28 protein-coding genes are annotated in these 26737 nt (G+C 52.3%); 11 read left to right on the top strand and 17 right to left on the bottom strand.

Going from position 1 to position 26737, the window contains the following annotated elements; translation table 11 throughout:
* Positions 1 to 222: 222 nt before the first annotated feature.
* From HV302_RS28700 to HV302_RS25900, 10 genes are all read left to right on the top strand, one after another.
* A complete protein-coding gene (locus tag HV302_RS28700; RefSeq protein ID WP_418135004.1) occupies positions 223 to 378 on the top strand; it encodes a hypothetical protein in 156 nt (51 codons plus the stop codon).
* Between the two features lie 228 nt (positions 379 to 606).
* Positions 607 to 747 carry a 50S ribosomal protein L34 gene (gene rpmH, locus HV302_RS25940; RefSeq protein WP_003023858.1) on the top strand — a complete coding sequence of 47 codons (141 nt, stop codon included), beginning with the start codon at positions 607 to 609 and terminating at the stop codon, positions 745 to 747.
* A 17-nt stretch (positions 748 to 764) separates the two neighbouring features.
* The gene (gene rnpA, locus HV302_RS25935; RefSeq protein ID WP_003844432.1) at positions 765 to 1124 is read left to right on the top strand and encodes a ribonuclease P protein component; all 360 of its coding nucleotides are present in this window, start codon (positions 765 to 767) and stop codon (positions 1122 to 1124) included.
* Positions 1088 to 1345 (top strand): membrane protein insertion efficiency factor YidD, encoded by a 258-nt coding sequence (gene yidD, locus HV302_RS25930; protein WP_003023846.1) that lies wholly within the window; start codon positions 1088 to 1090, stop codon positions 1343 to 1345. Before rnpA ends, yidD begins: the two co-directional genes overlap by 37 nt.
* Positions 1346 to 1347: 2 nt before the next feature.
* Positions 1348 to 2994 carry a membrane protein insertase YidC gene (gene yidC / locus HV302_RS25925; RefSeq protein ID WP_003023844.1) on the top strand — a complete coding sequence of 549 codons (1647 nt, stop codon included), beginning with the start codon at positions 1348 to 1350 and terminating at the stop codon, positions 2992 to 2994.
* Between the two features lie 135 nt (positions 2995 to 3129).
* Positions 3130 to 4494 carry a tRNA uridine-5-carboxymethylaminomethyl(34) synthesis GTPase MnmE gene (gene mnmE, locus HV302_RS25920; RefSeq protein ID WP_181626756.1) on the top strand — a complete coding sequence of 455 codons (1365 nt, stop codon included), beginning with the start codon at positions 3130 to 3132 and terminating at the stop codon, positions 4492 to 4494.
* A 180-nt stretch (positions 4495 to 4674) separates the two neighbouring features.
* On the top strand, positions 4675 to 5856 hold the full coding sequence (locus HV302_RS25915) for an MFS transporter (RefSeq protein ID WP_049271660.1): 1182 nt from the start codon (positions 4675 to 4677) through the stop codon (positions 5854 to 5856).
* Entirely contained in the window at positions 5825 to 6784 is a 960-nt protein-coding gene (gene yidZ, locus HV302_RS25910) for an HTH-type transcriptional regulator YidZ (RefSeq protein WP_016155073.1), read from the top strand. The genes HV302_RS25915 and yidZ overlap by 32 nt, the downstream gene beginning before the upstream one ends.
* 166 nt (positions 6785 to 6950) lie before the next feature.
* Positions 6951 to 7697 carry a 4'-phosphopantetheinyl transferase family protein gene (locus HV302_RS25905; RefSeq protein ID WP_181626755.1) on the top strand — a complete coding sequence of 249 codons (747 nt, stop codon included), beginning with the start codon at positions 6951 to 6953 and terminating at the stop codon, positions 7695 to 7697.
* Positions 7698 to 7727: 30 nt separating this feature from the next.
* A complete protein-coding gene (locus HV302_RS25900) occupies positions 7728 to 8294 on the top strand; it encodes an NADPH-dependent FMN reductase (RefSeq protein WP_003827046.1) in 567 nt (188 codons plus the stop codon).
* A 115-nt stretch (positions 8295 to 8409) separates the two neighbouring features.
* Here HV302_RS25900 and adeP read toward each other — a convergent pair whose 3' ends face one another.
* Positions 8410 to 9747 carry an adenine permease AdeP gene (gene adeP / locus HV302_RS25895; protein WP_016155075.1) on the bottom strand — a complete coding sequence of 446 codons (1338 nt, stop codon included), beginning with the start codon at positions 9745 to 9747 and terminating at the stop codon, positions 8410 to 8412.
* Between the two features lie 167 nt (positions 9748 to 9914).
* Here adeP and yieH point away from each other — a divergent pair, with 167 nt between their 5' ends.
* Complete coding sequence (gene yieH, locus HV302_RS25890; protein WP_047358455.1) at positions 9915 to 10580, top strand: 6-phosphogluconate phosphatase; 666 nt, start codon at positions 9915 to 9917, stop codon at positions 10578 to 10580.
* Positions 10581 to 10663: 83 nt separating this feature from the next.
* Here yieH and phoU read toward each other — a convergent pair whose 3' ends face one another.
* From phoU to atpI, 16 genes are all read right to left on the bottom strand, one after another.
* Positions 10664 to 11389, bottom strand: coding sequence for a phosphate signaling complex protein PhoU (gene phoU / locus HV302_RS25885; protein ID WP_003023824.1), 726 nt, complete (start codon positions 11387 to 11389; stop codon positions 10664 to 10666).
* Positions 11390 to 11403: 14 nt separating this feature from the next.
* The gene (gene pstB / locus HV302_RS25880; RefSeq protein ID WP_003023821.1) at positions 11404 to 12177 is read right to left on the bottom strand and encodes a phosphate ABC transporter ATP-binding protein PstB; all 774 of its coding nucleotides are present in this window, start codon (positions 12175 to 12177) and stop codon (positions 11404 to 11406) included.
* A 106-nt stretch (positions 12178 to 12283) separates the two neighbouring features.
* Positions 12284 to 13174: a phosphate ABC transporter permease PstA gene (gene pstA, locus HV302_RS25875; protein WP_016155077.1), complete on the bottom strand. Its 891-nt coding sequence runs from the start codon at positions 13172 to 13174 to the stop codon at positions 12284 to 12286.
* Complete coding sequence (pstC, locus tag HV302_RS25870; protein WP_016155078.1) at positions 13174 to 14133, bottom strand: phosphate ABC transporter permease PstC; 960 nt, start codon at positions 14131 to 14133, stop codon at positions 13174 to 13176. The genes pstA and pstC overlap by 1 nt, the downstream gene beginning before the upstream one ends.
* A 192-nt stretch (positions 14134 to 14325) precedes the next feature.
* A complete protein-coding gene (pstS, locus tag HV302_RS25865; RefSeq protein WP_181598719.1) occupies positions 14326 to 15366 on the bottom strand; it encodes a phosphate ABC transporter substrate-binding protein PstS in 1041 nt (346 codons plus the stop codon).
* 333 nt (positions 15367 to 15699) lie between these two features.
* Positions 15700 to 17529: a glutamine--fructose-6-phosphate transaminase (isomerizing) gene (gene glmS, locus HV302_RS25860; protein ID WP_016155081.1), complete on the bottom strand. Its 1830-nt coding sequence runs from the start codon at positions 17527 to 17529 to the stop codon at positions 15700 to 15702.
* A 223-nt stretch (positions 17530 to 17752) separates the two neighbouring features.
* A complete protein-coding gene (gene glmU, locus HV302_RS25855; protein ID WP_019077996.1) occupies positions 17753 to 19123 on the bottom strand; it encodes a bifunctional UDP-N-acetylglucosamine diphosphorylase/glucosamine-1-phosphate N-acetyltransferase GlmU in 1371 nt (456 codons plus the stop codon).
* Between the two features lie 672 nt (positions 19124 to 19795).
* Positions 19796 to 20215, bottom strand: coding sequence for a F0F1 ATP synthase subunit epsilon (locus HV302_RS25850; protein ID WP_003023809.1), 420 nt, complete (start codon positions 20213 to 20215; stop codon positions 19796 to 19798).
* A 20-nt stretch (positions 20216 to 20235) separates the two neighbouring features.
* Positions 20236 to 21618: a F0F1 ATP synthase subunit beta gene (gene atpD / locus HV302_RS25845; protein ID WP_003023806.1), complete on the bottom strand. Its 1383-nt coding sequence runs from the start codon at positions 21616 to 21618 to the stop codon at positions 20236 to 20238.
* Positions 21619 to 21644: 26 nt separating this feature from the next.
* A complete protein-coding gene (gene atpG / locus HV302_RS25840; protein ID WP_016155083.1) occupies positions 21645 to 22508 on the bottom strand; it encodes a F0F1 ATP synthase subunit gamma in 864 nt (287 codons plus the stop codon).
* 50 nt (positions 22509 to 22558) lie between these two features.
* On the bottom strand, positions 22559 to 24100 hold the full coding sequence (gene atpA, locus HV302_RS25835; protein WP_003023802.1) for a F0F1 ATP synthase subunit alpha: 1542 nt from the start codon (positions 24098 to 24100) through the stop codon (positions 22559 to 22561).
* A gap of 12 nt (positions 24101 to 24112) precedes the next feature.
* The gene (gene atpH, locus HV302_RS25830) at positions 24113 to 24646 is read right to left on the bottom strand and encodes a F0F1 ATP synthase subunit delta (RefSeq protein WP_006687767.1); all 534 of its coding nucleotides are present in this window, start codon (positions 24644 to 24646) and stop codon (positions 24113 to 24115) included.
* Between the two features lie 14 nt (positions 24647 to 24660).
* Positions 24661 to 25131 (bottom strand): F0F1 ATP synthase subunit B, encoded by a 471-nt coding sequence (gene atpF, locus HV302_RS25825; protein WP_003827022.1) that lies wholly within the window; start codon positions 25129 to 25131, stop codon positions 24661 to 24663.
* Positions 25132 to 25190: 59 nt separating this feature from the next.
* Positions 25191 to 25430 carry a F0F1 ATP synthase subunit C gene (atpE, locus tag HV302_RS25820; protein WP_003023794.1) on the bottom strand — a complete coding sequence of 80 codons (240 nt, stop codon included), beginning with the start codon at positions 25428 to 25430 and terminating at the stop codon, positions 25191 to 25193.
* 46 nt (positions 25431 to 25476) lie between these two features.
* Complete coding sequence (gene atpB / locus HV302_RS25815; protein WP_003023792.1) at positions 25477 to 26292, bottom strand: F0F1 ATP synthase subunit A; 816 nt, start codon at positions 26290 to 26292, stop codon at positions 25477 to 25479.
* Between the two features lie 7 nt (positions 26293 to 26299).
* Complete coding sequence (gene atpI, locus HV302_RS25810) at positions 26300 to 26680, bottom strand: F0F1 ATP synthase subunit I (RefSeq protein WP_003023790.1); 381 nt, start codon at positions 26678 to 26680, stop codon at positions 26300 to 26302.
* Positions 26681 to 26737: the final 57 nt, after the last annotated feature.

Here is a 26737-nt window from a genome sequence, read left to right as displayed (position 1 = left end):
GGCGGACTCCACTCGAACAAAAGTCGATAAATGACAAAGGCTGAAACATTCATGATTGTTGACGCACATCGACAAGACCCTATGCAAAGGGTGACGTGCGAATTGCTATCTGCAATTTTTACCCGATCAGGATCCATTGAAACGATCAGGACCGCGGATCATAGCGTAAACTGAGAAAGAGATCTTCTGTTTCTCACAGATTCTTCCCGATTTATCCACAGGATGATCCAGAATCGGCTAAGTGTAAACGATCCTGGAGAAGTGCTGCAGGTTTTAGCGCGCATATTGAAAAAATTAATGAGTAAAGATGCTTTACTGCTTAAACGATCTAATAAAGATCCCGAGCGATCCTTGCGCTTTATCCGCCAGCCCGTATAATTCTTACCCCCAGCGAGTAACGGTCGCCTTACGGCGTCAACGCTGCCTGTTTTATACGCGAAACCATGCGGAAAAAAGCGGGAAATAAGGAAAGAGAATTGACTCCGGAGTGTACAATTATTACAATCCGGCCTCTTTAATCACCCACACTGTGGCGTAAGTCGTTCGAAATTCGTTCGGGTATACGCAAAAGTCAGTGAATTTATTCAAGTTTAGGTAGAAATCGCCATGAAACGCACTTTTCAACCGTCTGTACTGAAGCGCAACCGTTCTCACGGCTTCCGTGCTCGTATGGCTAATAAAAATGGTCGTCAGGTTCTGGCACGTCGTCGTGCTAAAGGCCGTTCTCGTCTGACCGTTTCTAAGTAATAAAAGCTAGCCCCTGAGTGGTTAAGCTCGCATTTCCCAGGGAGTTACGTTTGTTAACTCCCACTCATTTCACATTCGTCTTCCAGCAGCCACAACGGGCTGGCACGCCGCAAATCACCATCCTCGGCCGCCTGAATTCGCTGGGGCATCCCCGTATCGGTCTTACCGTCGCCAAGAAAAACGTTAAACGCGCGCATGAACGCAATCGGATTAAACGTCTGACACGTGAAAGCTTTCGTTTACGTCAGCACGAACTTCCAGCAATGGATTTCGTGGTGGTGGCGAAAAAAGGGGTTGCTGACCTCGATAACCGTGCTCTCTCGGAAGCGTTGGAAAAATTATGGCGTCGCCATTGTCGCCTGGCTCGCGGGTCCTGATAGCCCTTATTCGGGTCTATCAACGCCTGATCAGTCCGCTGCTTGGGCCGCATTGCCGTTTCACTCCAACCTGTTCGAGCTACGGAATTGAGGCATTGCGCAGGTTTGGAGTGATAAAAGGCAGTTGGTTGACGGTGAAACGCGTATTAAAATGCCACCCTTTACACCCTGGTGGTGACGATCCCGTCCCGCCCGGACCATTTGATACCAGAGAACACTAACGATGGATTCGCAACGCAATCTTTTAGTCATCGCTTTGCTGTTCGTGTCTTTCATGATCTGGCAAGCCTGGGAGCAGGATAAAAACCCGCAACCTCAGGCCCAACAGACCACGCAGACAACGACCACCGCAGCGGGTAGCGCCGCAGACCAGGGCGTACCGGCCAGTGGCCAGGGGAAACTGATTACGGTTAAAACTGACGTGCTTGATCTGACCATCAACACCCGTGGTGGTGATGTGGAACAGGCTTCACTGCCAGCTTACCCGAAAGAACTCGGTTCTACCGAACCGTTCCAGTTACTGGAAACCACGCCACAGTTCATCTACCAGGCACAGAGTGGCCTGACAGGTCGTGACGGCCCGGATAACCCGGCTAACGGCCCGCGTCCGCTGTACAACGTCGAAAAAGACGCGTTTGTACTGGCTGACGGTCAGAACGAACTGCAGATCCCGATGACCTATACTGACGCAGCGGGTAACACATTCACTAAAACGTTTGTACTCAAGCGCGGTGAATATGCTGTCAACGTTAACTACAGCGTGCAGAACGCCGGCGAAAAACCGCTGGAAGTCTCCACCTTTGGTCAGCTGAAGCAATCCATCAATCTGCCATCTCATCGCGACACCGGTAGCAGCAACTTTGCGCTGCACACCTTCCGTGGCGCGGCGTACTCCACGCCGGATGAGAAGTATGAGAAATACAAATTCGACACCATTGCTGAAAACGAAAACCTGAACGTCAATGCTAAAGACGGCTGGGTCGCAATGCTGCAACAGTATTTCGCAACGGCATGGGTTCCGCGTAACGACGGCACCAACAACTTCTATACCGCTAACCTGGGTAACGGCATTGCCGCTATCGGCTATAAATCACAGCCGGTGCTGGTTCAGCCTGGCCAGACTGGCGCGATGACCAGCACCCTGTGGGTCGGCCCGGAAATTCAGGATAAAATGGCGGCAGTTGCACCGCACCTGGATCTGACCGTGGATTACGGCTGGTTGTGGTTCATCTCTCAGCCGCTGTTCAAACTGCTGAAGTGGATCCATAGCTTCCTGGGTAACTGGGGCTTCTCCATCATCGTTATCACCTTTATCGTTCGTGGCATCATGTACCCGCTGACCAAAGCGCAGTACACCTCCATGGCGAAGATGCGTATGCTGCAGCCGAAGATTCAGGCTATGCGTGAGCGTCTGGGCGATGACAAACAGCGTCAGAGCCAGGAAATGATGGCCCTGTACAAAGCTGAGAAGGTTAACCCGCTGGGCGGCTGCTTCCCGCTGATCATCCAGATGCCAATCTTCCTGGCGTTGTACTACATGCTGATGGGCTCCATTGAACTGCGTCATGCGCCGTTCGCTCTGTGGATCCATGACCTGTCTGCACAGGACCCGTACTACATCCTGCCGATCCTGATGGGCGTGACGATGTTCTTCATTCAGAAGATGTCTCCGACCACCGTGACCGACCCGATGCAGCAGAAGATCATGACCTTCATGCCGGTCATCTTCACCGTGTTCTTCCTGTGGTTCCCATCAGGTCTGGTGCTGTACTATATCGTCAGCAACCTGGTAACCATTATTCAGCAGCAGCTGATTTACCGTGGTCTGGAGAAACGTGGCCTGCATAGCCGCGAGAAGAAAAACTCCTGATACTAGTCGCAGGGGCGTTGGCTGAATTTGCTTGCCGCCTTCCTGCACTTGAATTATTTCGAGTATTCACGGTAAAGTTAATGCCAGAGAAGGCGGTCATTAGACCGCCTTTTTTACATTTACAAGAGAGCTATCATGAACCATAACGACACCATCGTCGCTCAGGCCACCCCACCGGGACGTGGTGGCGTGGGTATCCTGCGCATCTCCGGCCTGAAGGCGCGCGAGGTTGCAGAAACCGTACTGGGGAAACTACCAAAACCGCGCTATGCCGACTATCTTCCGTTTAAAGACGCGGATGGCAGCACGCTGGATCAAGGAATTGCCCTGTGGTTCCCCGGCCCAAACTCCTTTACCGGTGAAGATGTTTTAGAGCTTCAGGGCCACGGCGGTCCGGTGATTCTCGATCTGCTGCTCAAACGTATTCTGACCATTCCCGGGCTGCGCATTGCCAGACCGGGTGAATTCTCCGAGCGTGCGTTTCTCAATGATAAGCTTGATCTGGCCCAGGCAGAGGCAATTGCCGACCTGATCGATGCCAGCTCAGAGCAAGCCGCTCGCTCGGCGCTGAACTCGTTGCAGGGCGCATTTTCTGCACGGGTAAATCATCTTGTGGAAGCGCTCACTCACCTGCGCATCTACGTGGAAGCGGCGATCGACTTTCCGGATGAAGAAATCGACTTCCTGTCTGATGGTAAGATTGAAGCGCAGCTCAACAACGTTATCAGCGATCTCGATGCCGTTCGTACCGAAGCGCGTCAGGGCAGCCTGCTACGCGAAGGGATGAAGGTGGTCATTGCCGGTCGCCCAAATGCCGGGAAATCAAGCCTATTGAACGCGCTGGCAGGTCGTGAGGCGGCCATTGTGACCGACATTGCGGGTACGACTCGCGACGTACTGCGTGAGCATATTCATATCGACGGTATGCCGCTGCACATCATCGACACTGCCGGCCTGCGCAATGCCAGCGATGAAGTTGAACGCATTGGTATCGAACGCGCGTGGCAGGAAATTGAACAGGCCGACCGCGTTCTGTTTATGGTTGATGGCACCACCACCGACGCCGCGGACCCGGCTGACATCTGGCCAGACTTTATTGCCCGTCTGCCAGCCAAACTGCCGATTACCGTGGTGCGTAACAAAGCGGATATTACCGGTGAGACGCTGGGCCTTAGCGAAGTAAATGGCCACTCACTTGTTCGCCTATCCGCGCGTACCGGTGAAGGCGTTGACGTGCTGCGTAACCATCTCAAACAGAGCATGGGCTTTGAAACCAATATGGAAGGCGGCTTCCTGGCGCGCCGTCGTCACCTGCAGGCGCTGGCAGAAGCGGCGGAGCATCTCGAGCAGGGTAAAGCCCAACTGCTCGGAGCATGGGCCGGAGAATTGCTGGCAGAGGAACTACGTCTGGCGCAGCAGAACCTCAGTGAGATCACCGGGGAATTTACCTCCGACGATCTGCTGGGAAGGATTTTCTCCAGCTTCTGTATTGGCAAATAACGTTGTGTTGCCCGGTGGTGCGATGCCTACCGGGCCTACAGTACGCGTAAGTCGGATAAAGCAAAGCGGCTATCCGGCTACAAGTAATTTCCCATATGGAAATCACTGTTGTCCAAATGGCAACTCGTGCAGTTGACTCTCTGCCCGTATGCTTAGCGCCACATTCCTCATGAGGTCGCTATGACACGCTTTCTAATCTGCAGTTTCGCCCTGGTGTTACTCTATCCCGCGGGTATTGATATGTATCTGGTGGGGCTGCCCCGTATTGCTGCCGATTTACAGGCCAGCGAGGCGCAACTGCATATCGCGTTTTCGGTTTATCTGGCGGGAATGGCGACGGCGATGCTGTTTGCCGGGAAAATTGCCGACCAGTCAGGACGCAAACCCGTCGCTATTGTCGGCGCCCTCATCTTTATTTTCGCCTCTGCGCTGTGTTCATTCGCCGAAAGCGGTACGCCGTTTCTCACAGGCCGCTTTATTCAGGGCGTAGGCGCAGGCTGCTGCTATGTGGTGGCTTTCGCCATCCTGCGCGATACGCTCGACGATCGCCGCCGGGCGAAGGTACTGTCGCTGTTGAACGGTATCACCTGTATCGTGCCGGTACTGGCGCCGGTGATGGGGCATCTGATTATGCTGAAATACCCGTGGCAGAGCCTGTTCTACACGATGATCGGTATGGGGGTGGCCGTTTGCTTGCTGTCAGTGTTTATCCTGCGAGAATCGCGCCCAGCGACGCTCCCGGCATCTGCAGAGAAGAACCACCTATCTGAATCGCTGGTGAACCGTTTTTTCTTAAGCCGTCTGGCCATCACCACTCTCAGCGTGTCGGTGATCCTGACCTTCGTGAATACTTCGCCGGTGCTGTTGATGGAAGTGATGGGCTTTGACCGTGGTGAGTACGCCACCACGATGGCCATGACCGCAGGCATCAGTATGGCGGTCTCGTTCTCTACGCCATTCGCCCTGAGCGTCTTTAAACCTCGTGTTCTGATGCTGACCTCACAAGTGCTGTTTCTGTCTGCCGGCGTGGTGTTAACCCTTGCCAGTTCGCACATGGTGACGCTGTTTGGGCTGACCTTAATCTGTGCCGGGTTCTCGGTCGGCTTCGGTGTCGCGATGAGCCAGGCGCTGGGACCTTTCTCGCTGCGTGCGGGCGTTGCCAGCTCGGCGTTAGGTATTGCGCAGGTTTGCGGTTCCTCGCTGTGGATATGGCTGGCGGCGGTGCTCGGTCTTGATGCGCTGAATATGCTGATCGGGATTCTGATTGGCTGTAGCATAGTGAGTATCATGCTGATTATCACTGTTGCACCTAACCGGTCCACGCCAACTCATGAAGAAATCCCTCAGCAGTCTAGATCTTAATTTATTGCTCTGCCTGCAGCTGTTGATGCAGGAACGCAGTGTTACCAAAACTGCCAAACGGATGAACGTCACGCCGTCGGCGGTCAGCAAGTCGCTGTCGAAACTGCGGGCCTGGTTTGACGATCCACTGTTTGTAAACACCCCGCTGGGGCTAACGCCAACACCGCTGATGGTCAGCATGGAACAGAACCTGGCAGAGTGGATGCAGATGAGCAACCAGTTGCTGGATAAGCCGCACCATGAAGCGCCGCGCGGGCTGAAGTTTGATCTGGTGGCCGAAACGCCGCTGGTGATGATCATGTTTAACGCGCTCTCCCGACAGATCTATCAGCGTTATCCCCAGGCGACGATCAAAATACGCAACTGGGACTATGATTCGCTGGATGCAATTATTCGCGGCGAAGTGGATATCGGCTTTACTGGCCGGGAAAGCCATCCGCGTTCGCGTGAACTGTTGAGTTTGCTGCCGTTGTCGATCGACCATGAAGTGCTGTTTTCCGATCTCCCCTGTGTCTGGCTACGTGAAGATCATCCGGCATTGCAGGAAGAGTGGAATCTGGACACATTTCTGCGCTATCCGCACATCAGCATTAGCTGGGAGCAAAGCGATACCTGGGCGCTGGATGAAGTCCTGCAAGAGATGGGGCGCGCGCGCAATATTGCGTTATGTCTGCCCGGTTTTGAGCAGTCGCTGTTTATGGCCGCCCAGCCGGATCACGCGCTAATAGCCACAGCTCCGGTTTATTGCCAGCGTTATAACCAACTCCACCAGCTTCCGCTCGTGGCGCGTCCTATGCCTTTTGATGCCGCGCAGCTGGAAAAAATGCGCGTACCGTTCACCCTTCTTTGGCACAAACGTAACAGTCATAATCCTAAGATCGTCTGGTTGAAAGACACCATCAAGGCGCTTTATCGCGACATGTCCTGACGTTGCACCGCCACTTTGTTGCTAAATCGACTATTCTGGCAACAGAAATGTAAATATCGCGTAATGTATTCTATTTCAGCTTACTTTTTGGGCAGCAAAGCCTGCCTGGATGCCGCGTAAATGTTACTCTGGTAATTATCACGGACCATTAATCACGGAGCGAAAAATGGCGACACATTTTGCCAGAGGGATTCTTACGGAGGGACACCTGGTTTCAGCTCGCCTCCCTTCTCCATGTCATATCGAAGCAAGAGATCTCCCCGCTCATCGCCGAACACGTTTCCTGGCTTCCCGAAGTTTACTCGCTGAACTGATGTTTATGCTTTACGGCACCAGTACGCTGCCCGAGATTGTTACTCAGGCCAAAGGTAAGCCCATTTTTCGCGATAAGAACCTGCCGGGATTTTCGATTTCTTATGCCGGGAATATCGTTGGCGTTGCGCTAACAACTGAAGGAACGTGCGGGCTGGATATGGAACTGCAGCGAGCTACCCGCAGCTTTCACCATCCGCATTCAACGGAAACATGGCGCTTCTCCAGCAATGAAAATCTGTGGATCAATAACCAAAACGACCCCAACGAAGCACGCGCGCAGCTCATTACGTTGCGCCAGAGCGTACTCAAACTCACCGGCGATGTAAGCAATGATGATCCACACGAACTCCAGCTTTTACCCGGCGCAGGACGTCTGAAATGTGCCCATGTTGCGCAGGTTGAATCCATTTGCGATGCGGAAGATGTTCTGGTGTGGTCGGTTGCGGTTACGCCAACCATTGAAAAACTCAAGGTTTGGGAGTTTGATGGTAAACAGGACTGGAAAAGTTTGCCTGATATCCAGACCCGCGCCAATGAGCCTACGGGTCGTCTGATCCGGTTCTCTCAATTATGCGCAGCGAAGAGCCATACGCTTTGATTTAACCTTTATGATGAAACAGGAGTCACCATGTCAGAAACATTGAATGTTGTTACGTTATTGGGAAGTCTGCGCAAAGGTTCGTTTAATGGAATGGTTGCCCGTACGCTGCCCAAGATTGCTCCAGCAGGAATGGAAGTCAACGCGTTGCCATCAATTGGTGATATCCCACTGTACGATGCCGACCTCCAGCAGGAAGAAGGTTTTCCGGCAAGCGTAGAAGCGCTGGCAGAGCAAATCAGGAAGGCTGACGGTGTCGTCATCGTGACACCGGAATATAACTATTCCGTGCCTGGCGGACTGAAGAACGCCATCGACTGGCTGTCCCGCCTGCCGGATCAGCCATTATCGGGTAAGCCGGTGCTGATCCAGACCAGCTCCATGGGCGCCATTGGCGGCGCGCGCTGCCAGTACCATCTGCGTCAGATCCTGGTGTTCCTCGACGCCATGGTAATGAATAAGCCGGAATTTATGGGTGGCGTGATTCAGAACAAAGTGGACCCGCAGACAGGTGAAGTGATCGACCAAAGTACGCTGGACCATCTAACCGGCCAGCTGACCGCATTTGGCGACTACATCCAGCGTGTGAAAGCCTAAAAGAAAAAGCCCGCTGGCTGCAATGCCTGGCGGGCCGTATCCGGTTATCAAATTTACCTGATGGCGCTGCGCTTATCAGGTCTACACGCCTCGCGCAGCACCGTCTCAGCGGCAATTAATGCGCGTCGATAAACACAATCTTCAACACAAACAGCAGTGCGACAACGATGACGCACGGGCTGAGATCGCGGAAACGTCCGGTACCGATTTTCATCACACAGTAGGAAATAAAGCCCAGCGCGATACCTTCGGTAATCGAGAAGCTAAACGGCATCATCACGGCGGTAATAAACGCCGGAACGGCTTCAGTCAGGTCATCCCACTTCACGCGTGACAGGCTTGATGTCATCAGGACGCCAACGTAAATCAGCGCACCAGCGGCCGCATATCCCGGTACCATTCCCGCCAGCGGCGACAGGAAGATAACCAGCAGGAATAGCAGGCCGACAACTACCGCGGTCAGGCCAGTGCGTCCACCGACAGAAACCCCGGAAGAAGACTCGATATACGCGGTAACGGAAGAAGTACCGATAAACGCACCAGCAACCGATGACACGCTATCCACATACAGCGCCTGCTTCATACGCGGAAACTTACCCTTCGCATCCGCCAGACCGGCTTTATCCGTGACGCCAATTAGCGTACCGGAGGAGTCGAACAGGTTGACCAGCATGAACGAGAAAATTACGCCCGCAAGACCAATGTTAAACGAACCAGCCAGATCAACATGCCCGATAACGGACATTACGCTCGGCGGCGCGGAGACGATCCCGTTGTAATGGACATCGCCCAGCATCCAACCCAGCAGCGTGGTCACAATGATAGAGATCAGTACCGCCGCATGGATGTTACGTGAAGCCAGAATCGCGATGATAAAGAAGCCCAGAATACCGAGCAGTACGCTGTGGGACGTCAGGTTGCCAATAGACACCAAGGTGTCTTGGTTGGCGACGATAACACCAGCGTTTTTCAGCCCCATCATGCCGATGAACAGACCAATACCGCTGGTGATCCCCACGCGCAAACTAACCGGGATGTTGGCAATCATCCAGTAACGTACGCGGAAAATCGTCAGTAGCAGCAGACCTACCGCGCCCCAGAAGATTGCGCCCATACCGATCTGCCATGACAGGCCCATCGCGCCAACGACCACGAAGGCGAAGAACGCATTCAGACCCATAGCAGGCGCAAGTGCGACCGGCAGGTTGGCAAACAGGCCCATCAGGATGCTACCAAATGCAGCAATCAGGCAGGTGGTCACAAAGACGGCGCTGGTATCCATGCCAGCCACGCCAAGAATTTGCGGGTTAACAAAAACGATATACACCATCGTCAGGAAGGTGGTTAAACCGGCGATCACTTCGGTCCGTGCCGTCGTGCCATGTTCGCGCAGTTTGAACACGCGTTCCAGCATCCCCTGGCCAGAAGCCTGGGTTGTGTGTTGTTGACTCATTATCAATTTCCGAACAAGGAGGGAAAATTCGTCGCTATCCTATACCAAAATGCGACAATAGGGTTGGGTTATGAGCAACTTTTTTCATTGATTTTGCTTATACGGCAACGATTGCGTCGCCCAATAATGCATTACGAAAACGTTAAACTTGTTAAAACGGAAATGACATGTCCCAGATAGAAGCCGTATTTTTTGACTGTGACGGTACCCTTGTCGACAGTGAAGTGATTTGTTCTCGCGCGTATGTCAGCATGTTCCAGGCGTTCGGCATTACGCTCGATCTTGAAGAAACTTTTAAACGCTTCAAGGGGGTAAAGCTGTACGAGATCATCGACATTATCAACGAAGAGCACGGTGTCGAACTGGCAAAAGCCGAATTAGAACCGGTTTACCGCGCAGAGGTCGCACGTCTATTCGATACGGAACTGGAGGTGATTGCCGGTGCTAATGCGCTGCTGGACAGTATGACCGTCCCTATGTGCGTGGTATCTAACGGTCCGGTCAGCAAAATGCAGCACTCTCTGGGTAAGCTGGGCATGTTGCACCATTTCCCTGATTTGCTGTTCAGCGGCTACGATATTCAACGCTGGAAACCCGATCCGGCCCTGATGTTCCATGCGGCGAAAGCGATGGACGTTAACGTTGAGAACTGCATTCTGGTTGATGACTCCAGCGCAGGTGCGCAGGCGGGGATTGCTGCAGGGATGGAAGTGTTTTACTTCTGCGCCGATCCGCATAACAAACCAATCGATCATCCAAAAGTGACGACGTTTACCGATCTGGCACAGTTGCCAGCGTTATGGAAGGCGCGGGGTTGGAATATTACGCGATAGCTGAAAGGCCGGATGGCGCTAACGCTGATCCGGCCTGCATGTCTCGTAGAGCGGGTAAGCGTTAGCGCCACCCGCCACAAACATCACTCTTTCGGATCTTTGCCCGCCAGCAGCTTATCCAGCTCATCACCACCCACGTGACGGAAGTCTTGTCCCTTCACGAAGTAGAAGATGTATTCGCAGATATTCTGGCAACGGTCACCGATACGCTCGATGGAGCGCGCGCAGAAAAGCGCGGTCAGCACGCTTGGAATGGTACGCGGGTCTTCCATCATGTAGGTCATCAGCTGACGCACGATACCTTCATACTCCTGGTCGACTTTCTTATCTTCGCGATAAATACGTACCGCTTCGTCAAGATCCATACGCGCAAACGCATCCAGCACGTCATGCAGCATTTGTACGGTGTGGCGACCCAGTGATTCCAGGCTTACCAGCAGCGGCTGATGCTGTTGAGAAAATTTCTCCAGCGCGGTGCGGCAAATTTTATCCGCAACGTCGCCAATACGTTCCAGCTCAGCGATCGTTTTGATAATCGCCATCACCAGACGCAAGTCACTGGCGGTCGGCTGACGCTTGGCAATGATACGCACGCAGGCCTCGTCGATCGCCACTTCCATCATATTGACGTTCTTATCGCCCTCAATGACGCGCTTCGCCAGCTCACTGTCCTGATTGTGCATGGCGGTAATCGCATCAGAAAGCTGCTGCTCGACCATGCCACCCATGGTCATCACCTGGGTACGGATGCTTTCCAGCTCTGCATTGAACTGGCCGGAAATATGTTTATTAAGGTTAAGATTATCCACAACAAGCTCCTGAATCAGCCGTAACGACCGGTGATGTAGTCTTCAGTTTGTTTCTTCGCGGGCTTGGTGAACAGATCGTCCGTGTTACTGAACTCAATCAACTCGCCCAGGTACATAAATGCCGTGTGATCGGAACAACGCGCAGCCTGCTGCATGTTGTGGGTAACGATAACGACGGTGTAATCCTCTTTCAGCTCAGTGATCAGCTCTTCGATACGCCCGGTAGAAATAGGGTCGAGCGCTGAACACGGCTCATCAAGCAGAAGCACTTCCGGGCGAATGGCGATCCCACGCGCAATACACAGACGCTGCTGCTGACCACCGGAGAGAGAGTACCCGCTCTGGTGTAATTTATCTTTGGTTTCGTTCCACAGCGCGGCCTTGGTCAATGCCCACTGCACACGCTCGTCCATATCCGCACGAGAGAGTTTCTCAAACAGACGCACGCCAAAAGCGATGTTGTCGTAGATGGACATCGGGAACGGCGTCGGCTTCTGGAATACCATGCCCACTTTGGCACGCAGCAGAGCGATATCCTGAGTGTTGGTGAGAATATTGTCGCCATCCAGCAGGATTTCGCCTTCCGCACGCTGTTCCGGGTACAGTTCAAACATTTTATTGAACGTACGCAGCAACGTCGATTTACCACAGCCTGACGGCCCGATAAACGCCGTTACCTGGTTTTTGGCAATATCCAGGTTGATGTTCTTCAGGGCATGGAACTTGCCATAGTAGAAGTTCAAATCACGAACCTGAATCTTACCCGGGGCAGTATCAACCATACTCATTTCAATCTTTTCCTCATCATGCCTGATGGCGCGCAGCTTTCAGGCCTACAAATGTCTTCAATCGTAGGCCGGATAAGGCGTTTACGCCGCCATCCGGCACTTCGTCTTAACCGTGTTTCTTCTTCGCGAAAATGACGCGCGCCAGAATGTTCAGCAGCAGTACGCACAGGGTAATAATCAGTACCCCGGCCCAGGCCAGTTGCTGCCACTCAGCAAACGGGCTCATTGCAAACTTAAAGATAGTGACCGGCAGGTTGGCGATAGGCTGCATCATGTCGGTGCTCCAGAACTGATTGGAGAGCGACGTAAACAGCAGCGGAGCCGTTTCACCTGCGATACGTGCAATAGCCAGTAAAACGCCTGTAATGATGCCTGAGACAGACGCCTTCAGGGTGATTGCAGAAATCATCTTCCATTTCGGCGTACCCAGCGCATAGGCGGCTTCACGCAGGCTATCCGGTACCAGTTTGAGCATGTTCTCCGTGGTACGAATAACAATGGGCACCTGCAGCAGCGCCAGCGCGATAACGCCCGCCCAGCCGGAGAAGTGCTCCATTTTTGCTACCACGATGGTGTAAACGAACAGACCGACCACGATTGATGGCGCAGAAAGCAGGATGTCGTTGATAAAGCGGATCACCTCAGCCAGCCAGGACTTACGTCCGTACTCTGCCAGGTAGATGCCCGCCATAATACCAAGCGGTGTACCAAACACGGTCGCCCACAGAATTAACAGTCCGCTACCGGCCAGGGCATTCGCCAGACCACCACCAGCCGTATTCGGCGGAGGTGTCATTTCGGTGAACAGCGCCAGTGACATACCGTCAATACCGCGGGTGATCGTGGACATCAGGATCCAGATAAGCCAGAACAGACCGAATGCCATGGTCGCCATAGAGAGCGTCAGCGCGATGCGGTTCTTCAGACGACGACGCGCCTGCATTTTACGGCGGGATTCCGCAAGCGCAGCGGTGTTTTGCATTTCAAGCGTAGCCATTAGCGTGCCCCCTCGTTCTTCGCAAGGCGCATGATCATGAACTTAGACGCCGCCAGCACGATGAAGGTAATCACAAACAGAATCAGGCCCAGTTCCATCAACGCGGCAACGTGCAGTCCTGATTCCGCTTCGGCAAATTCATTCGCCAGCGCAGAAGTAATACTGTTGCCCGGCATGTACAGCGAGGCACTATCGAGCTGGTAGGTGTTACCGATGATGAACGTCACCGCCATGGTTTCACCCAGCGCGCGGCCCAGACCGAGCATCACGCCGCCGATCACACCGTTTTTGGTGAACGGCAGGACGATGCGCCAAATAACTTCCCAGGTAGTACAACCGATGCCGTAGGCTGACTCTTTCATCAGCACCGGCGTTTGTTCGAACACATCGCGCATAACCGCCGCAATGTACGGGATGATCATGATGGCGAGGATCACGCCAGCGGCCAGAATACCGATACCAAACGCCGGACCCGCAAACAGCGCGCCAACAAACGGAATGTTGGAAAGGATGTTCCCGACCGGCTCCTGGAAGTAAGTCGCAAACAGCGGGGCAAAGATAAACAGGCCCCACATGCCGTACACGATACTCGGAATTGCCGCCAGCAATTCAATAGCGATACCCAGCGGGCGACGCAGCCAACCAGGAGCAAGTTCAGTCAGGAATAAGGCAATGCCAAAACTCACCGGAACGGCGATCAGCAGTGCGATAAGCGAGGTGACCAGCGTACCGTAAATCGGGACCAATGCACCGTAGATATCGTTTGGCGCATCCCATTCTTTAGTCCACAGAAAGGAGAAGCCAAATTTCTGAATGCTTGGCCAGGAGGAGATAACCAGAGAGACAATAATGCCACCCAACATCAATAGCACAATCAGCGCAGCCAGTTTTACCAGCGCGCTGAATATCATGTCACCTTTTTTACCCGGTGGGTTCAAAGCAGGCTTGGTTGCAGCCATAAATCACTCTTTAAGTTTGGGCCAGGAAGCACGCATTTTATCGTGCTTCCCGGCTAACGTAATGCCATACCCTAAATAATTCGAGTTGCAGCAAGGCGGCAAGCTTGTGAATACCCAGGAGCATAGATTCACTATGTGACTGGGGTGAACAAGCACAGCCAACACAGCTGCGGCTCGAAGTATGACGGGTATTTAGTACAGCGCTTTACCGCTGCTGTCCTTCACGTTGGTCTTCCATGCAGCACGAATCTGATCAACCACGCTGTCCGGCAGGCTGGCGTAATCCAGGTCATTAGCCTGTTTGCCGCCATTTTTGTACGCCCAATCGAAGAACTTCAGCACTTCAGCGCCCTGCTCAGGTTTCTTCTGCTCTTTATGCACCAGGATGAAGGTGGTGGAAGTGATCGGCCACGCATCGTCACCTTTCTGGTTAGTCAGATCCTGAGCGAAGGTTTTGCTCCAGTCAGCGCCTTTTGCAGCGTTGGCAAAGTTTTCTTCGGTCGGACTTACCGGTTTGCCATCAGCAGAGACCAGCTTGGTGTACGCCAGGTTGTTCTGCTTAGCGTAAGCGTACTCAACGTAGCCGATAGAACCCGGCAGACGCTGTACGAACGCAGCGATACCGTCGTTACCTTTACCGCCCAGACCGGTCGGCCAGTTAACGGTAGAGCCGGAACCAATTTTAGATTTCCACTCTTCGTTCACTTTCGCCAGGTAGCTGGTGAAAACGAAGGAAGTGCCGGAACCGTCAGCACGACGCACAACGGCGATATTCTGAGAAGGCAGCTTCAGACCCGGGTTCAGTTTGGTGATGGCTTCATCATCCCACTTCTTAATTTTACCGAGGTAGATGTCGCCCAGCGTTTTACCATCCAGCACCAGTTCGCCGGATTTCAGGCCAGGGATGTTCACCGCCAGCACCACACCACCGATAACAGTCGGGAACTGGAACAGGCCTTCTTGCGCCAGTTTCTCGTCAGACAACGGTGCGTCAGAGGCGCCGAAATCAACGGTATTGGCCGTAATTTGTTTTACACCACCGGAGGAGCCGATACCCTGGTAGTTTACTTTGCTACCGGTCTCTTTCTGATAGGTATCTGCCCATTTGGCATACACTGGCGCAGGGAAGGTTGCACCTGCACCTGTCAAGCTCGCTGCTGCAAACGCAGAAAACGCGCTCATGGATAAGGTCGCGGCGACAACAGTTGCGACAGTGGTACGCATAACTTTCATAATGTCTCCTGCACGGTTTTCGTAAATCGTTGTTTGAGTTGCTACTGTGAGCAAAATAGGACAAACAGGTGACAGTTAAATGTACGAAATATGACAGTTTTATGACAATGAAAAACTCGGGAAGTTTTTTATCTAAAAATACATTTAAAACAGAATATTAATCACCATCATGACAATAACATTTCGCTGAAATTTTCTTTTTATGACACTGAAAACAGTAGTTGAAGATGACGGTTTGTCACATAAAGCAGGCGGGATAATTGATTAAAAACAGAACAAGCTAAAAAAATGCCCCGCTTGCAGCAGGGCATTTTCAGTTCAGTTAAGTGCGGATTACTCTACGGTAACCGACTTTGCCAGGTTACGCGGCTGGTCCACGTCGGTGCCTTTAATCAGCGCCACGTGATACGCCAGCAACTGCAACGGAACGGTGTAGAAGATCGGTGCAATCACCTCTTCCACATGCGGCATCTCAATGATGTGCATGTTTTCGCTGCTGGTAAAGCCAGCATCCTGGTCCGCAAAGACGTACAACTGACCGCCACGAGCGCGAACTTCTTCAATGTTGGATTTCAGTTTTTCCAACAGTTCGTTGTTCGGTGCAACTACGATAACCGGCATATCGGCATCAATCAGCGCCAGCGGACCGTGTTTCAGTTCGCCTGCAGCATATGCTTCAGCGTGAATATAAGAGATCTCTTTCAGCTTCAGCGCGCCTTCCAGCGCAATCGGGTACTGATCGCCACGCCCCAGGAACAGCGCATGGTGTTTGTCTGAGAAACCTTCCGCCAGAGCGGCAATGCGTTTGTCCTGAGACAGCATCTGCTCAATACGGCTCGGCAGTGCCTGCAGACCGTGAACGATCTCCTGCTCAATAGACGCATCCAGGCCTTTCAGACGAGACAGTTTCGCCACCAGCATCAGCAGAACGGTCAATTGGGTGGTAAATGCTTTCGTCGAGGCCACACCGATTTCGGTACCGGCATTGGTCATCATCGCCAGGTCGGATTCGCGCACCAGAGAAGATCCCGGTACGTTACAAATAGCCAGCGAGCCCAGATAGCCCAGCTCTTTAGATAAGCGCAGACCCGCCAGGGTATCCGCCGTTTCACCGGACTGGGAAAGGGTAATCATCAGGCTGTTACGACGCACGGCGGATTTGCGATAGCGGAACTCGGAAGCGATTTCGACATCACAAGGAATACCAGCCAGCGATTCAAACCAGTAGCGGGACACCATACCGGAGTTGTAGGACGTACCGCAGGCGATAATCTGGATATGCTCAACCTGAGACAGCAACTCGTTGGCACGTGAACCCAGCTCGCTTAAATCCACTTCACCGTGACTAATGCGACCGGTCAGCGTATTTTTAATTGCGTTCGGCTGTTCGTAGATCTCTTTCTGCATGTAGTGGCGATAAATACCTTTTTCGCCCGCGTCATACTGCAGATTCGATTCGATATCCTGACGCTTCACTTGTGCGCCAGACTTGTCGAAAATAGAGACCGAACGACGGGTCACTTCCGCGATGTCACCCTCTTCCAGGAAGATAAAGCGACGGGTTACCGGCAGCAGCGCCAGCTGATCGGAAGCGATAAAGTTTTCCCCCATCCCCAGACCAATCACCAGCGGGCTACCTGAACGGGCCGCCAGCAGCGTTTCCGGGTTACGGGTATCCATGATCACCGTGCCATAGGCACCGCGCAACTGTGGAATAGTACGCAGTACGGCTTCACGCAGCGTACCACCCTGTTCCAGTTCCCAATGCACCAGGTGAGCAATCACTTCGGTGTCGGTTTCAGAAACAAAGGTGTAACCACGGGTTTTCAGTAGTTCACGCAGAGGTTCATGGTTTTCAATGATGCCGTTATGCACCACAACAATGTGTTCAGAAACATGGGGATGCGCGTTCGCTTCTGAAGGTTCACCGTGTGTCGCCCAACGGGTATGAGCGATACCTGTACCACCATGCAGCGGATGTTCTTCCGCAGCAGCAGTCAGCATCTGCACTTTACCCAGACGACGCAGACGGGTCATGTTGCCTTCAGCATCGACAACGGCCAGACCAGCAGAGTCATAACCACGATATTCCAGACGACGTAAACCTTCGAGAAGGATTTCAGCTACATCACGCTGCGCGATAGCGCCAACAATTCCACACATATTTTTTGATTCCGAATTTAGGCATTTGCCTGTCGTTGTCGCTGACCTGTATTTGCCCTTTCCGGGCGCCCCGAGCCTTGTAGAGAGTGGGGTTATTTTTATGGTACTGCTTGTTGAGCGGAGGATTATGTTATCCCCTCATCTCTTGTCTGCCTGATGGCGCTTACGCTTATCAGGCCTACAGAACATCACCGCACGTAGGCCGCCATCCGGCAAAAATCACTTACTTCTTCTTCACCGGACGCTGCCAGCCCTGTTTATGGACCTGAGGTACACGGCTTAATACCAGTTCGTTATCGGCGACATTACGCGTTACGGTAGTGCCAGCAGCGATGGTGGCACCTTTACCCACGGTGACAGGCGCCACCAACTGAGTATCAGAACCCACAAACACATCATCACCAATAATGGTTTTAAACTTATTGGCACCATCGTAGTTGCAGGTAATCGTACCCGCGCCGATATTCACATTATCGCCAATTTCCGCATCGCCCAGATAGGTCAGATGACCAGCTTTAGAACCTTTACCCAGACGCGCTTTTTTCATTTCGACGAAGTTACCCACGTGCGCGCCTTCCTGCAGCTCAGCCCCCGGGCGCAGACGCGCGAATGGGCCGATGGTGCAAGCGGCTTCCAGATGGGCATCTTCCACCACACTGTATGGGCTAAGCTCACAACCTTCACCAATCACGCTGTTTTTGATGATACAGCCAGCACCAATCTTGACGCGATCACCAACGGTTACGTTACCTTCAATGATAACGTTAGTATCAATTTCAACATCGCGCCCGTGAATAAGCGTACCGCGAAGATCAAAACGTGCAGGATCGCGCAGCATCACGCCCGCCAGCAACAGTTTCTCTGCTTGCTCAGACTGATAAACACGCTCCAGACGGGATAACTGAAGACGGTTATTCACCCCTTCCGTTTCGCTAATACGTGCCGGATGTACCGCAGCAATTTCGCGTCCTTCCTGATATGCCATCGCAATGATATCGGTGATGTAGTATTCACCCTGCGCATTGTTATTGGTGAGTTTGGACAGCCAGCGCTTCATATCAGCGCCATTGGCAATCAGAATACCGGTGTTGATTTCCTGGATTTGGCGCTGCTCGTCAGTTGCATCTTTATGCTCGACGATACCGGTGACGTTACCGTTCTCACGCGTAATACGCCCATAGCCGGATGGATCATCCAGTTTTACCGTTAACAGGCCGATGCCGCCCTGCGGTTTAGCATCACGCAGGCTACGTAAGGTATCGGTAGAGATCAGCGGCACATCGCCATAGAGCATTAAAATGTCTTCGTCATCACCAAAGAATGGCGCTGCCTGCTGCATTGCATGGCCGGTCCCCAACTGCTCTGCCTGCAGAATCCAGTTTAGATTGCCATCTTTCAGCGTCTGCTTAAGCAAATCACCACCGTGCCCATAGACCAGATGTACGTGAGTCGCACCTAATTCATTAGCGGCATCAATGACATGCTGAACCATCGGCTTTCCTGCGAGGGTATGCAGCACTTTAGGGAGATCGGAATACATACGCGTGCCTTTGCCTGCGGCAAGGATCACGACGCTCATAGCATTATTCAACATACACGTCCTGACTGTAATTTGAGAACGAATTTATACCGTTTCACATTGAAAATACTACATTTTTTTCATCGTGAAATGGACCGAAGATAAAACGTTCAATCGGGGAAATTTCCCCTCTGATAACTCTCTATTTTCGTCTATTTCGGCGTCTTTTGTCTCCCAAAAACCAGGAGGCTGCTCTTATTAAAGCCTAGGTTAATGTTTTTGCTATTTTTTTACTGCATGAATAAAGAGTTACAAAAGAAAAGTATAATTTTATTAATGTGATTCAGCGAGAAGTAGAAAAAACAGACAGGGAAAATAGAGTTTTAAAAGGGAAGAGGACAAACGATAAAGCGGAGGAGTGGGATTTAATAACAGCTGGCGCGTGCTGATAACCGTATGAAGCATCGCGCCACAGAGCAGGTCGGGAAGACTAAACTTCCATGCTGCTGAAAAGGGCGATGATTTTATTAATCAGTTTCATGTCGGTATCCTGTTTTTATCTGAGTTAATTATGTGACACACATCACACAAAAAAGAGTCTACGCCTCATTTTTTAACCGATCAATATTTTTGTGACATAAATCACAAAATAATAAAACAGCTTTTTAGTTCCACTTTCACTGAAACAAAACCATAAAAAAAGCCAGCCTGGCAACCAGACTGGCTTTTGTGCTTTTCAAGCCGGTGTTACATCGCTTTTTTGGTCAACTCGATAACGCGCAGTTTCGCGATCGCTTTGGCCAGTTCCGCAGATGCCTGAGCGTAATCCACGTCACCATGAGAGCTCTTGATGTGCTCTTCAGCCTTACGCTTCGCTTCCAGGGCTCTCGCTTCATCGAGATCCTGTCCGCGAATCGCGGTATCAGCCAGAACGGTCACGCTGCCAGGCTGCACTTCGAGAATGCCGCCGGACAGATAGATAAACTCTTCATGACCGAACTGTTTAACGATGCGGATCATACCAGGCTTAATGGCGGTGAGCAGCGGTGCGTGACCCGGGAAAATACCCAGTTCACCTTCACTACCCGTTACCTGGATTTTTTCGACCAGACCAGAGAACATTTGCTGCTCTGCGCTGACGACGTCCAGGTGGTAAGTCATTGCCATATCACCCTCCGATTAAGGCGTTAAAGTTTTTTGGCTTTTTCCACGGCTTCGTCGATAGAACCAACCATGTAGAACGCCTGCTCTGGCAGGTGGTCGTATTCGCCTTCCATGATGCCTTTAAAGCCACGGATGGTGTCTTTCAGGGATACGTATTTACCCGGAGAACCGGTGAATACTTCCGCAACGAAGAACGGCTGGGACAGGAAGCGCTGAATTTTACGTGCGCGTGCTACCACCAGTTTGTCTTCTTCAGACAGTTCATCCATACCCAAGATGGCGATGATGTCTTTCAGTTCCTGATAACGCTGCAGCAGAGACTGTACGCCACGCGCGGTGTCGTAGTGTTCCTGACCAACAACCAGCGGATCCAGCTGACGGCTGGTGGAGTCCAGCGGGTCAACTGCCGGGTAGATACCCAGAGAGGCGATCTGACGGCTCAGTACCACGGTTGCATCTAAGTGAGCAAAGGTGGTTGCTGGGGATGGGTCAGTCAAGTCATCCGCAGGTACGTATACCGCCTGAACGGAGGTGATAGAACCGGTTTTGGTAGAGGTGATACGTTCCTGAAGAACACCCATCTCTTCCGCCAGGGTCGGCTGGTAGCCTACCGCTGATGGCATACGACCCAGCAGAGCGGATACTTCTGTACCGGCCAGGGTGTAACGATAGATGTTATCAACGAACAGCAGAACGTCACGACCTTCGTCACGGAACTTCTCAGCCATGGTCAGACCGGTCAGAGCAACGCGCAGACGGTTTCCCGGCGGCTCGTTCATCTGGCCATATACCAGGGATACTTTGTCCAGAACGTTGGAGTCAGTCATTTCGTGGTAGAAGTCGTTACCCTCACGAGTACGTTCACCCACGCCCGCAAACACGGAGTAACCGGAGTGTTCGATCGCGATGTTACGGATCAGCTCCATCATGTTTACGGTTTTACCTACACCCGCACCACCGAACAGACCAACTTTACCGCCCTTAGCGAACGGACACATCAGGTCGATAACTTTGATGCCGGTTTCCAGCAGTTCCTGAGAGCTGGACAGCTCTTCATAGGAAGGTGCCGCGCGGTGGATAGCCCAACGCTCTTCTTCACCGATATCGCCTTTCATGTCGATCGGGTGACCCAGGACGTTCATGATACGACCCAGAGTTGCTTTACCTACCGGGACTTCGATCGGGTGCTCGAGATCTTTGACTTCCAGACCACGACGCAGACCGTCGGAAGAACCCATGGCGATGGTACGTACGATACCGCCGCCGAGCTGCTGCTGAACTTCCAGCACCAGGCTCTCTTTACCATTCATAACCTCAAGAGCATCGTACACGCGCGGTACGGCATCCTGAGGGAATTCGACGTCAACCACGGCGCCGATTACCTGGACAATTTTTCCAGTAGCCATCTTGAATCCTCTACGAATTAACCTGGTTATACCGCGGATGCACCACCGACGATTTCGGTGAGTTCCTGAGTAATGCTGGCCTGACGAGCTTTGTTGTATACCAACTGCAGCTCTTTAATCAGGCTGCCGCCATTGTCGGTCGCGGCTTTCATCGCCACCATACGTGCGGCCTGCTCGCTGGCCAGGTTTTCTACCACGCCCTGATAAACCTGAGACTCGACATAACGACGCAGCAGGGTATCCAGCAGCGCTTTCGGGTCTGGCTCATACAGGTAATCCCAGGATTTACGCTTCAATTCATCATCATCTGATGCCGGCAGAGGCAGCAGTTGGGTGATGGTTGGCGTCTGAGACATGGTGTTAATAAATTTGTTGCTGACAACGTACAGTCTGTCCAGACGACCTTCATCGTAGGCCTGCAGCATCACTTTAACCGGACCGATCAGTTCGGACAGGGAAGGGTTATCCCCCATGCCGGTTACCTGAGCAATCACATTACCGCCAACGGAGTTAAAGAAAGACACGCCCTTAGAGCCGATCATTGCGATATCGCACTGAACGCCTTTATCGGACCATGCTTTCATATCCGCCAGCAGCTTTTTGAACAGGTTAATGTTCAAGCCACCGCACAGACCACGGTCGGTCGACACCACCAGGTAGCCCACGCGCTTAACGTCGCGTTCTTCCAGGTAAGGGTGCTTATATTCCAGATTACCATTCGCAAGGTGACCAATCACTTTGCGCATGGTCTCTGCATAAGGACGGCTGGCCGCCATGCGATCCTGCGATTTACGCATTTTGGAAGCGGCGACCATCTCCATCGCTTTAGTGATCTTCTGCGTGTTCTGGACGCTTGCGATCTTACTACGTATCTCTTTTGCGCCGGCCATGAGCTTCTCCTCAATGCCTTGCGGTCCGCCCTAAAGCAGACCGCCAGACGTTACCAGGACTGGGTTGCCTTGAAGGAATCGAGGATAGCTTTCAGCTTGCCTTCGATTTCATCGTTATAGCCACCGGACTGGTTGATCTCTTGCATCAGCGGAGCGTGGTCACGGTCAACGTAAGCCAGCAGAGCGGCTTCAAAGCTACCGATTTTCGCCAGTTCCACATCTTCGAGGTAACCGCGTTCAGCCGCAAACAGCACCACACCCTGCTGTGCTACAGACATTGGGGCGTACTGTTTCTGCTTCAGCAGTTCAGTTACTTTCTGACCGTGGCTCAGCTGCTTACGAGTAGCTTCATCCAGGTCGGAAGCGAACTGAGAAAACGCTGCCAGTTCACGATACTGCGCCAGTGCGGTACGAATACCACCGGACAGTTTCTTGATGATCTTGGTCTGCGCTGCACCACCTACACGAGATACGGAGATACCCGGGTTAACTGCCGGACGAATACCGGAGTTGAACAGGTTGGTTTCCAGGAAGATCTGACCATCTGTAATGGAAATTACGTTGGTCGGAACGAACGCAGAAACGTCACCCGCCTGGGTTTCGATAATCGGCAGAGCGGTCAGGGAGCCGGTTTTACCTTTAACTTCACCATTGGTGAACTTCTCAACGTATTCCGCGTTTACGCGGGATGCGCGCTCCAGCAGACGGGAGTGGAGGTAAAATACGTCGCCCGGGAATGCTTCACGTCCTGGTGGACGACGGAGCAGCAGGGAAACCTGACGGTAAGCAACAGCCTGTTTAGACAGGTCATCGTAAACGATCAGCGCGTCTTCACCGCGGTCACGGAAGTATTCGCCCATTGCGCAACCGGCATATGGCGCCAGGTATTGCAGAGCAGCAGATTCAGACGCGGTCGCCACAACAACGATGGTGTTGGACAGTGCGCCGTGTTCTTCCAGTTTACGAACCACGTTAGAAATGGTGGACGCTTTCTGGCCGATAGCCACGTACACACATTTGATACCGGAATCACGCTGGTTGATGATGGCATCGATTGCCATCGCAGTTTTACCTGTCTGACGGTCACCGATGATCAGCTCACGCTGGCCACGACCGATTGGGATCATGGCATCAACAGATTTATAACCTGTCTGTACTGGCTGGTCGACGGACTGACGTTCGATTACGCCTGGTGCGATAACTTCGATTGGCGAGAAGCCATCGTTATCAACCGGACCTTTACCGTCAATTGGGGAACCCAGAGTATTCACCACACGACCCAGCAGGCCACGGCCAACCGGAACTTCCAGAATACGACCCGTACACTTAACCTTCATGCCTTCGGCGAGGTCAGCGTATGGACCCATCACAACGGCACCTACGGAGTCGCGCTCCAGGTTCAGTGCGATAGCGTAACGGTTACCCGGCAGGGAAATCATCTCACCCTGCATACAATCGGCCAGGCCGTGAATGCGGATAACACCGTCACTTACAGAAACAATAGTACCTTCGTTGTGAGCTTCGCTCACAACATTGAACTGAGCAATGCGCTGCTTGATCAGTTCGCTGATTTCGGTGGAATTCAGTTGCATGCTCCAGTCCCCTTAAGACTGCAAGACGTCTGCAAGGCGCTCAAGACGGCCGCGTACGCTGCCATCAATGACCATATCACCCGCTCGGATGATTACGCCTGCCATTACAGACTTATCGATTTTGCAATTCAGCTTAACTTTGCGTGACAGACGTTTTTCCATCGCTGCACTAATCTTCGTAAGCTGTTCATCACTCAGTGCATTGGCAGAAGTGACTTCTACCTCAGAGATAGCCTCACTGGCTGCACGCAGATGAATAAACTGCTCAAGAACATCCGGGAGCGCATTCAGACGGTTATTTTCAGCCATTACCCTAATCAGGTTTTGGCCGCTTTCGTCCAGCTGCTCACCGCACACGGCGATAAACGACTCAGCGAGCGTTTCCGGCGCCAGCGCGCCAGAGAGAAGCTCTGCCATTTGTTCGTTTTTCGTCACCTCAGCGGCAAACGTCAGCATATCCTGCCAACGGTCAACGCTTTGGTGCTCAACGGCAAAGTCAAAAGCTGCTTTGGCGTAGGGGCGAGCTACCGTAATAAATTCAGACATCAGCCCCTCCCTCCTTACAGTTCAGCGACAAGTTTGTCCACGATGTCGCTATTAGCAGCTTCATCCACGGAACGTTCGATGATCTTCTCGGCGCCAGCAACAGCCAGGATAGCAACTTGCTTACGCAGTTCTTCGCGAGCACGTTTACGCTCGGCGTCAATTTCCGCCTGCGCCTGTGCCACGATTTTAGTACGTTCCTGCTCTGCTTCAGTTTTAGCTTCGTCCAGGATCTGAGCACGGCGTTTGTTCGCCTGCTCAATGATTACCTGAGCTTCCGCCTTCGCTTTTTTCAGCTGGTCGGTCGCGCTGGCCTTTGCAAGGTCAAGATCCTTATGTGCTCGTTCTGCAGAAGCAAGGCCGTCAGCAATTTCTTTTTGACGTTTTTCGATGGCAGCCATTAAAGGCGGCCATACGTACTTCATGCAGAACAGAACGAACAGGACAAACGCGATGGCCTGGCCGAGGATTGTTGCGTTAAGATTCACAGCACAATGCCTCTATCTAGTTAACGTTCTGATATTGCTCTTAATTCAAGCAACGCTTACTACGCGACAGCAAACATCACGTACAGACCCAGACCTACAGCGATCATTGGGATTGCATCCACCAGACCCATAACGATAAAGAACTGAGTACGCAGCAGAGGAATCAGATCCGGTTGACGCGCTGCGCCTTCCAGGAATTTACCCCCGAGGATGCCGATACCGATCGCAGCACCGATTGCCGCCAGACCCATCATCACAGCGGCAGCAATGTACAGCAGATCCATATTCAGGTTTTCCATGACAGTCTCCAGTTTGTTTCAGTTAAAACGTAGTAGTGTTGGTAAATTAATGCTCTTCAGATGCCATCGACAGATAGACAATCGTCAGAACCATAAATATGAAGGCTTGCAGCGTGATAATCAGTATGTGGAAAATGGCCCATGGCACATTCAGGATCCACTGTGACCACCACGGCAACAGACCAGCAATCAGAATGAAAATCAGCTCACCGGCATACATGTTGCCGAACAGTCGCAGACCAAGAGAAATTGGTTTGGACAGCAGGCTTACCCCTTCAAGGATTAAGTTGACAGGGATGAACGCCCAGTGATTGAACGGCTGCAGCGTCAACTCTTTCGCGAAGCCGCCGATGCCTTTCATTTTGATGCTGTAGAACAGAATAAGGATAAATACGCCCAGCGCCATCGACAGGGTGATGTTTACGTCAGCAGACGGAACCACACGCAGAGCCGGCAGGCCAAAGATATGCTCACCGATGTACGGCAGCAGGTCGATAGGCAGTAAATCCATCAAGTTCATCAGGAATACCCAGACGAAAATCGTCAGGGCCAGCGGAGCAATCAGCTTGCTTTTGCCATGGTACATGTCTTTCACGCTACCATGCACAAAGCCGATTACCAGCTCAATCGCGGTCTGAAATTTACCTGGTACGCCGCTGGTCGCCTTTTTAGCTACGCTACGGAACATAAGCAGGAACAACAGACCCAGAACCACCGAGAAGAAAATGGAGTCAATATTGAGCGTCCAGAAGGTGGCTGGGGGGTTGTGCGGATCCACCAGCGAGAATGTACGTAGGTCCAACTGAAGGTTATTCAGATGGTGTCCTATGTAATCCTGCGGCGTCATATTTTCTGAAGCCATGATGCCTTTACCCTTTGTTGTTAATTACAGCCGGCGCCAGTATCTGAACCACCAGCACCAAAACCCACGTAACGATCAGCGGCATGAATACCGCTTTCAAAACAGCCAACGCCACCACCAGCAAAACCAGCATAGCTAACACCTTGAAGGCTTCGCCGAAGGCGAACGTCCAGGCTACTCGGCCTTTAGCTGGTGTATGCGCCTGGTGACGCCAGGCAAATATCATAAACAACACATTAGGCAGTAACACTGCCAATCCACCGCACAATGCGGAGATGCCCCAGAAAGGGTCTTTGAGGCTAAACAGCAATCCACTTGCTATTACCGCCAGAAACTGTGTGAGCAAAAGCTTACGAGCAACGTTTCGACTCAAGAGCGACATAGACATCACGTTTTTACTCCTGCTCCCTTCGAGGTATGCCGCGTGTCGTATAAAACGTTCTTT

This window comes from Citrobacter sp. RHBSTW-00859, assembly GCF_013729795.1.
GTDB classification, from domain to species: Bacteria; Pseudomonadota; Gammaproteobacteria; order Enterobacterales; family Enterobacteriaceae; genus Citrobacter; species Citrobacter braakii.
Note: the sequence above shows the minus strand (reverse complement) of the source record. Positions and strands in the feature narration are given on the sequence as shown.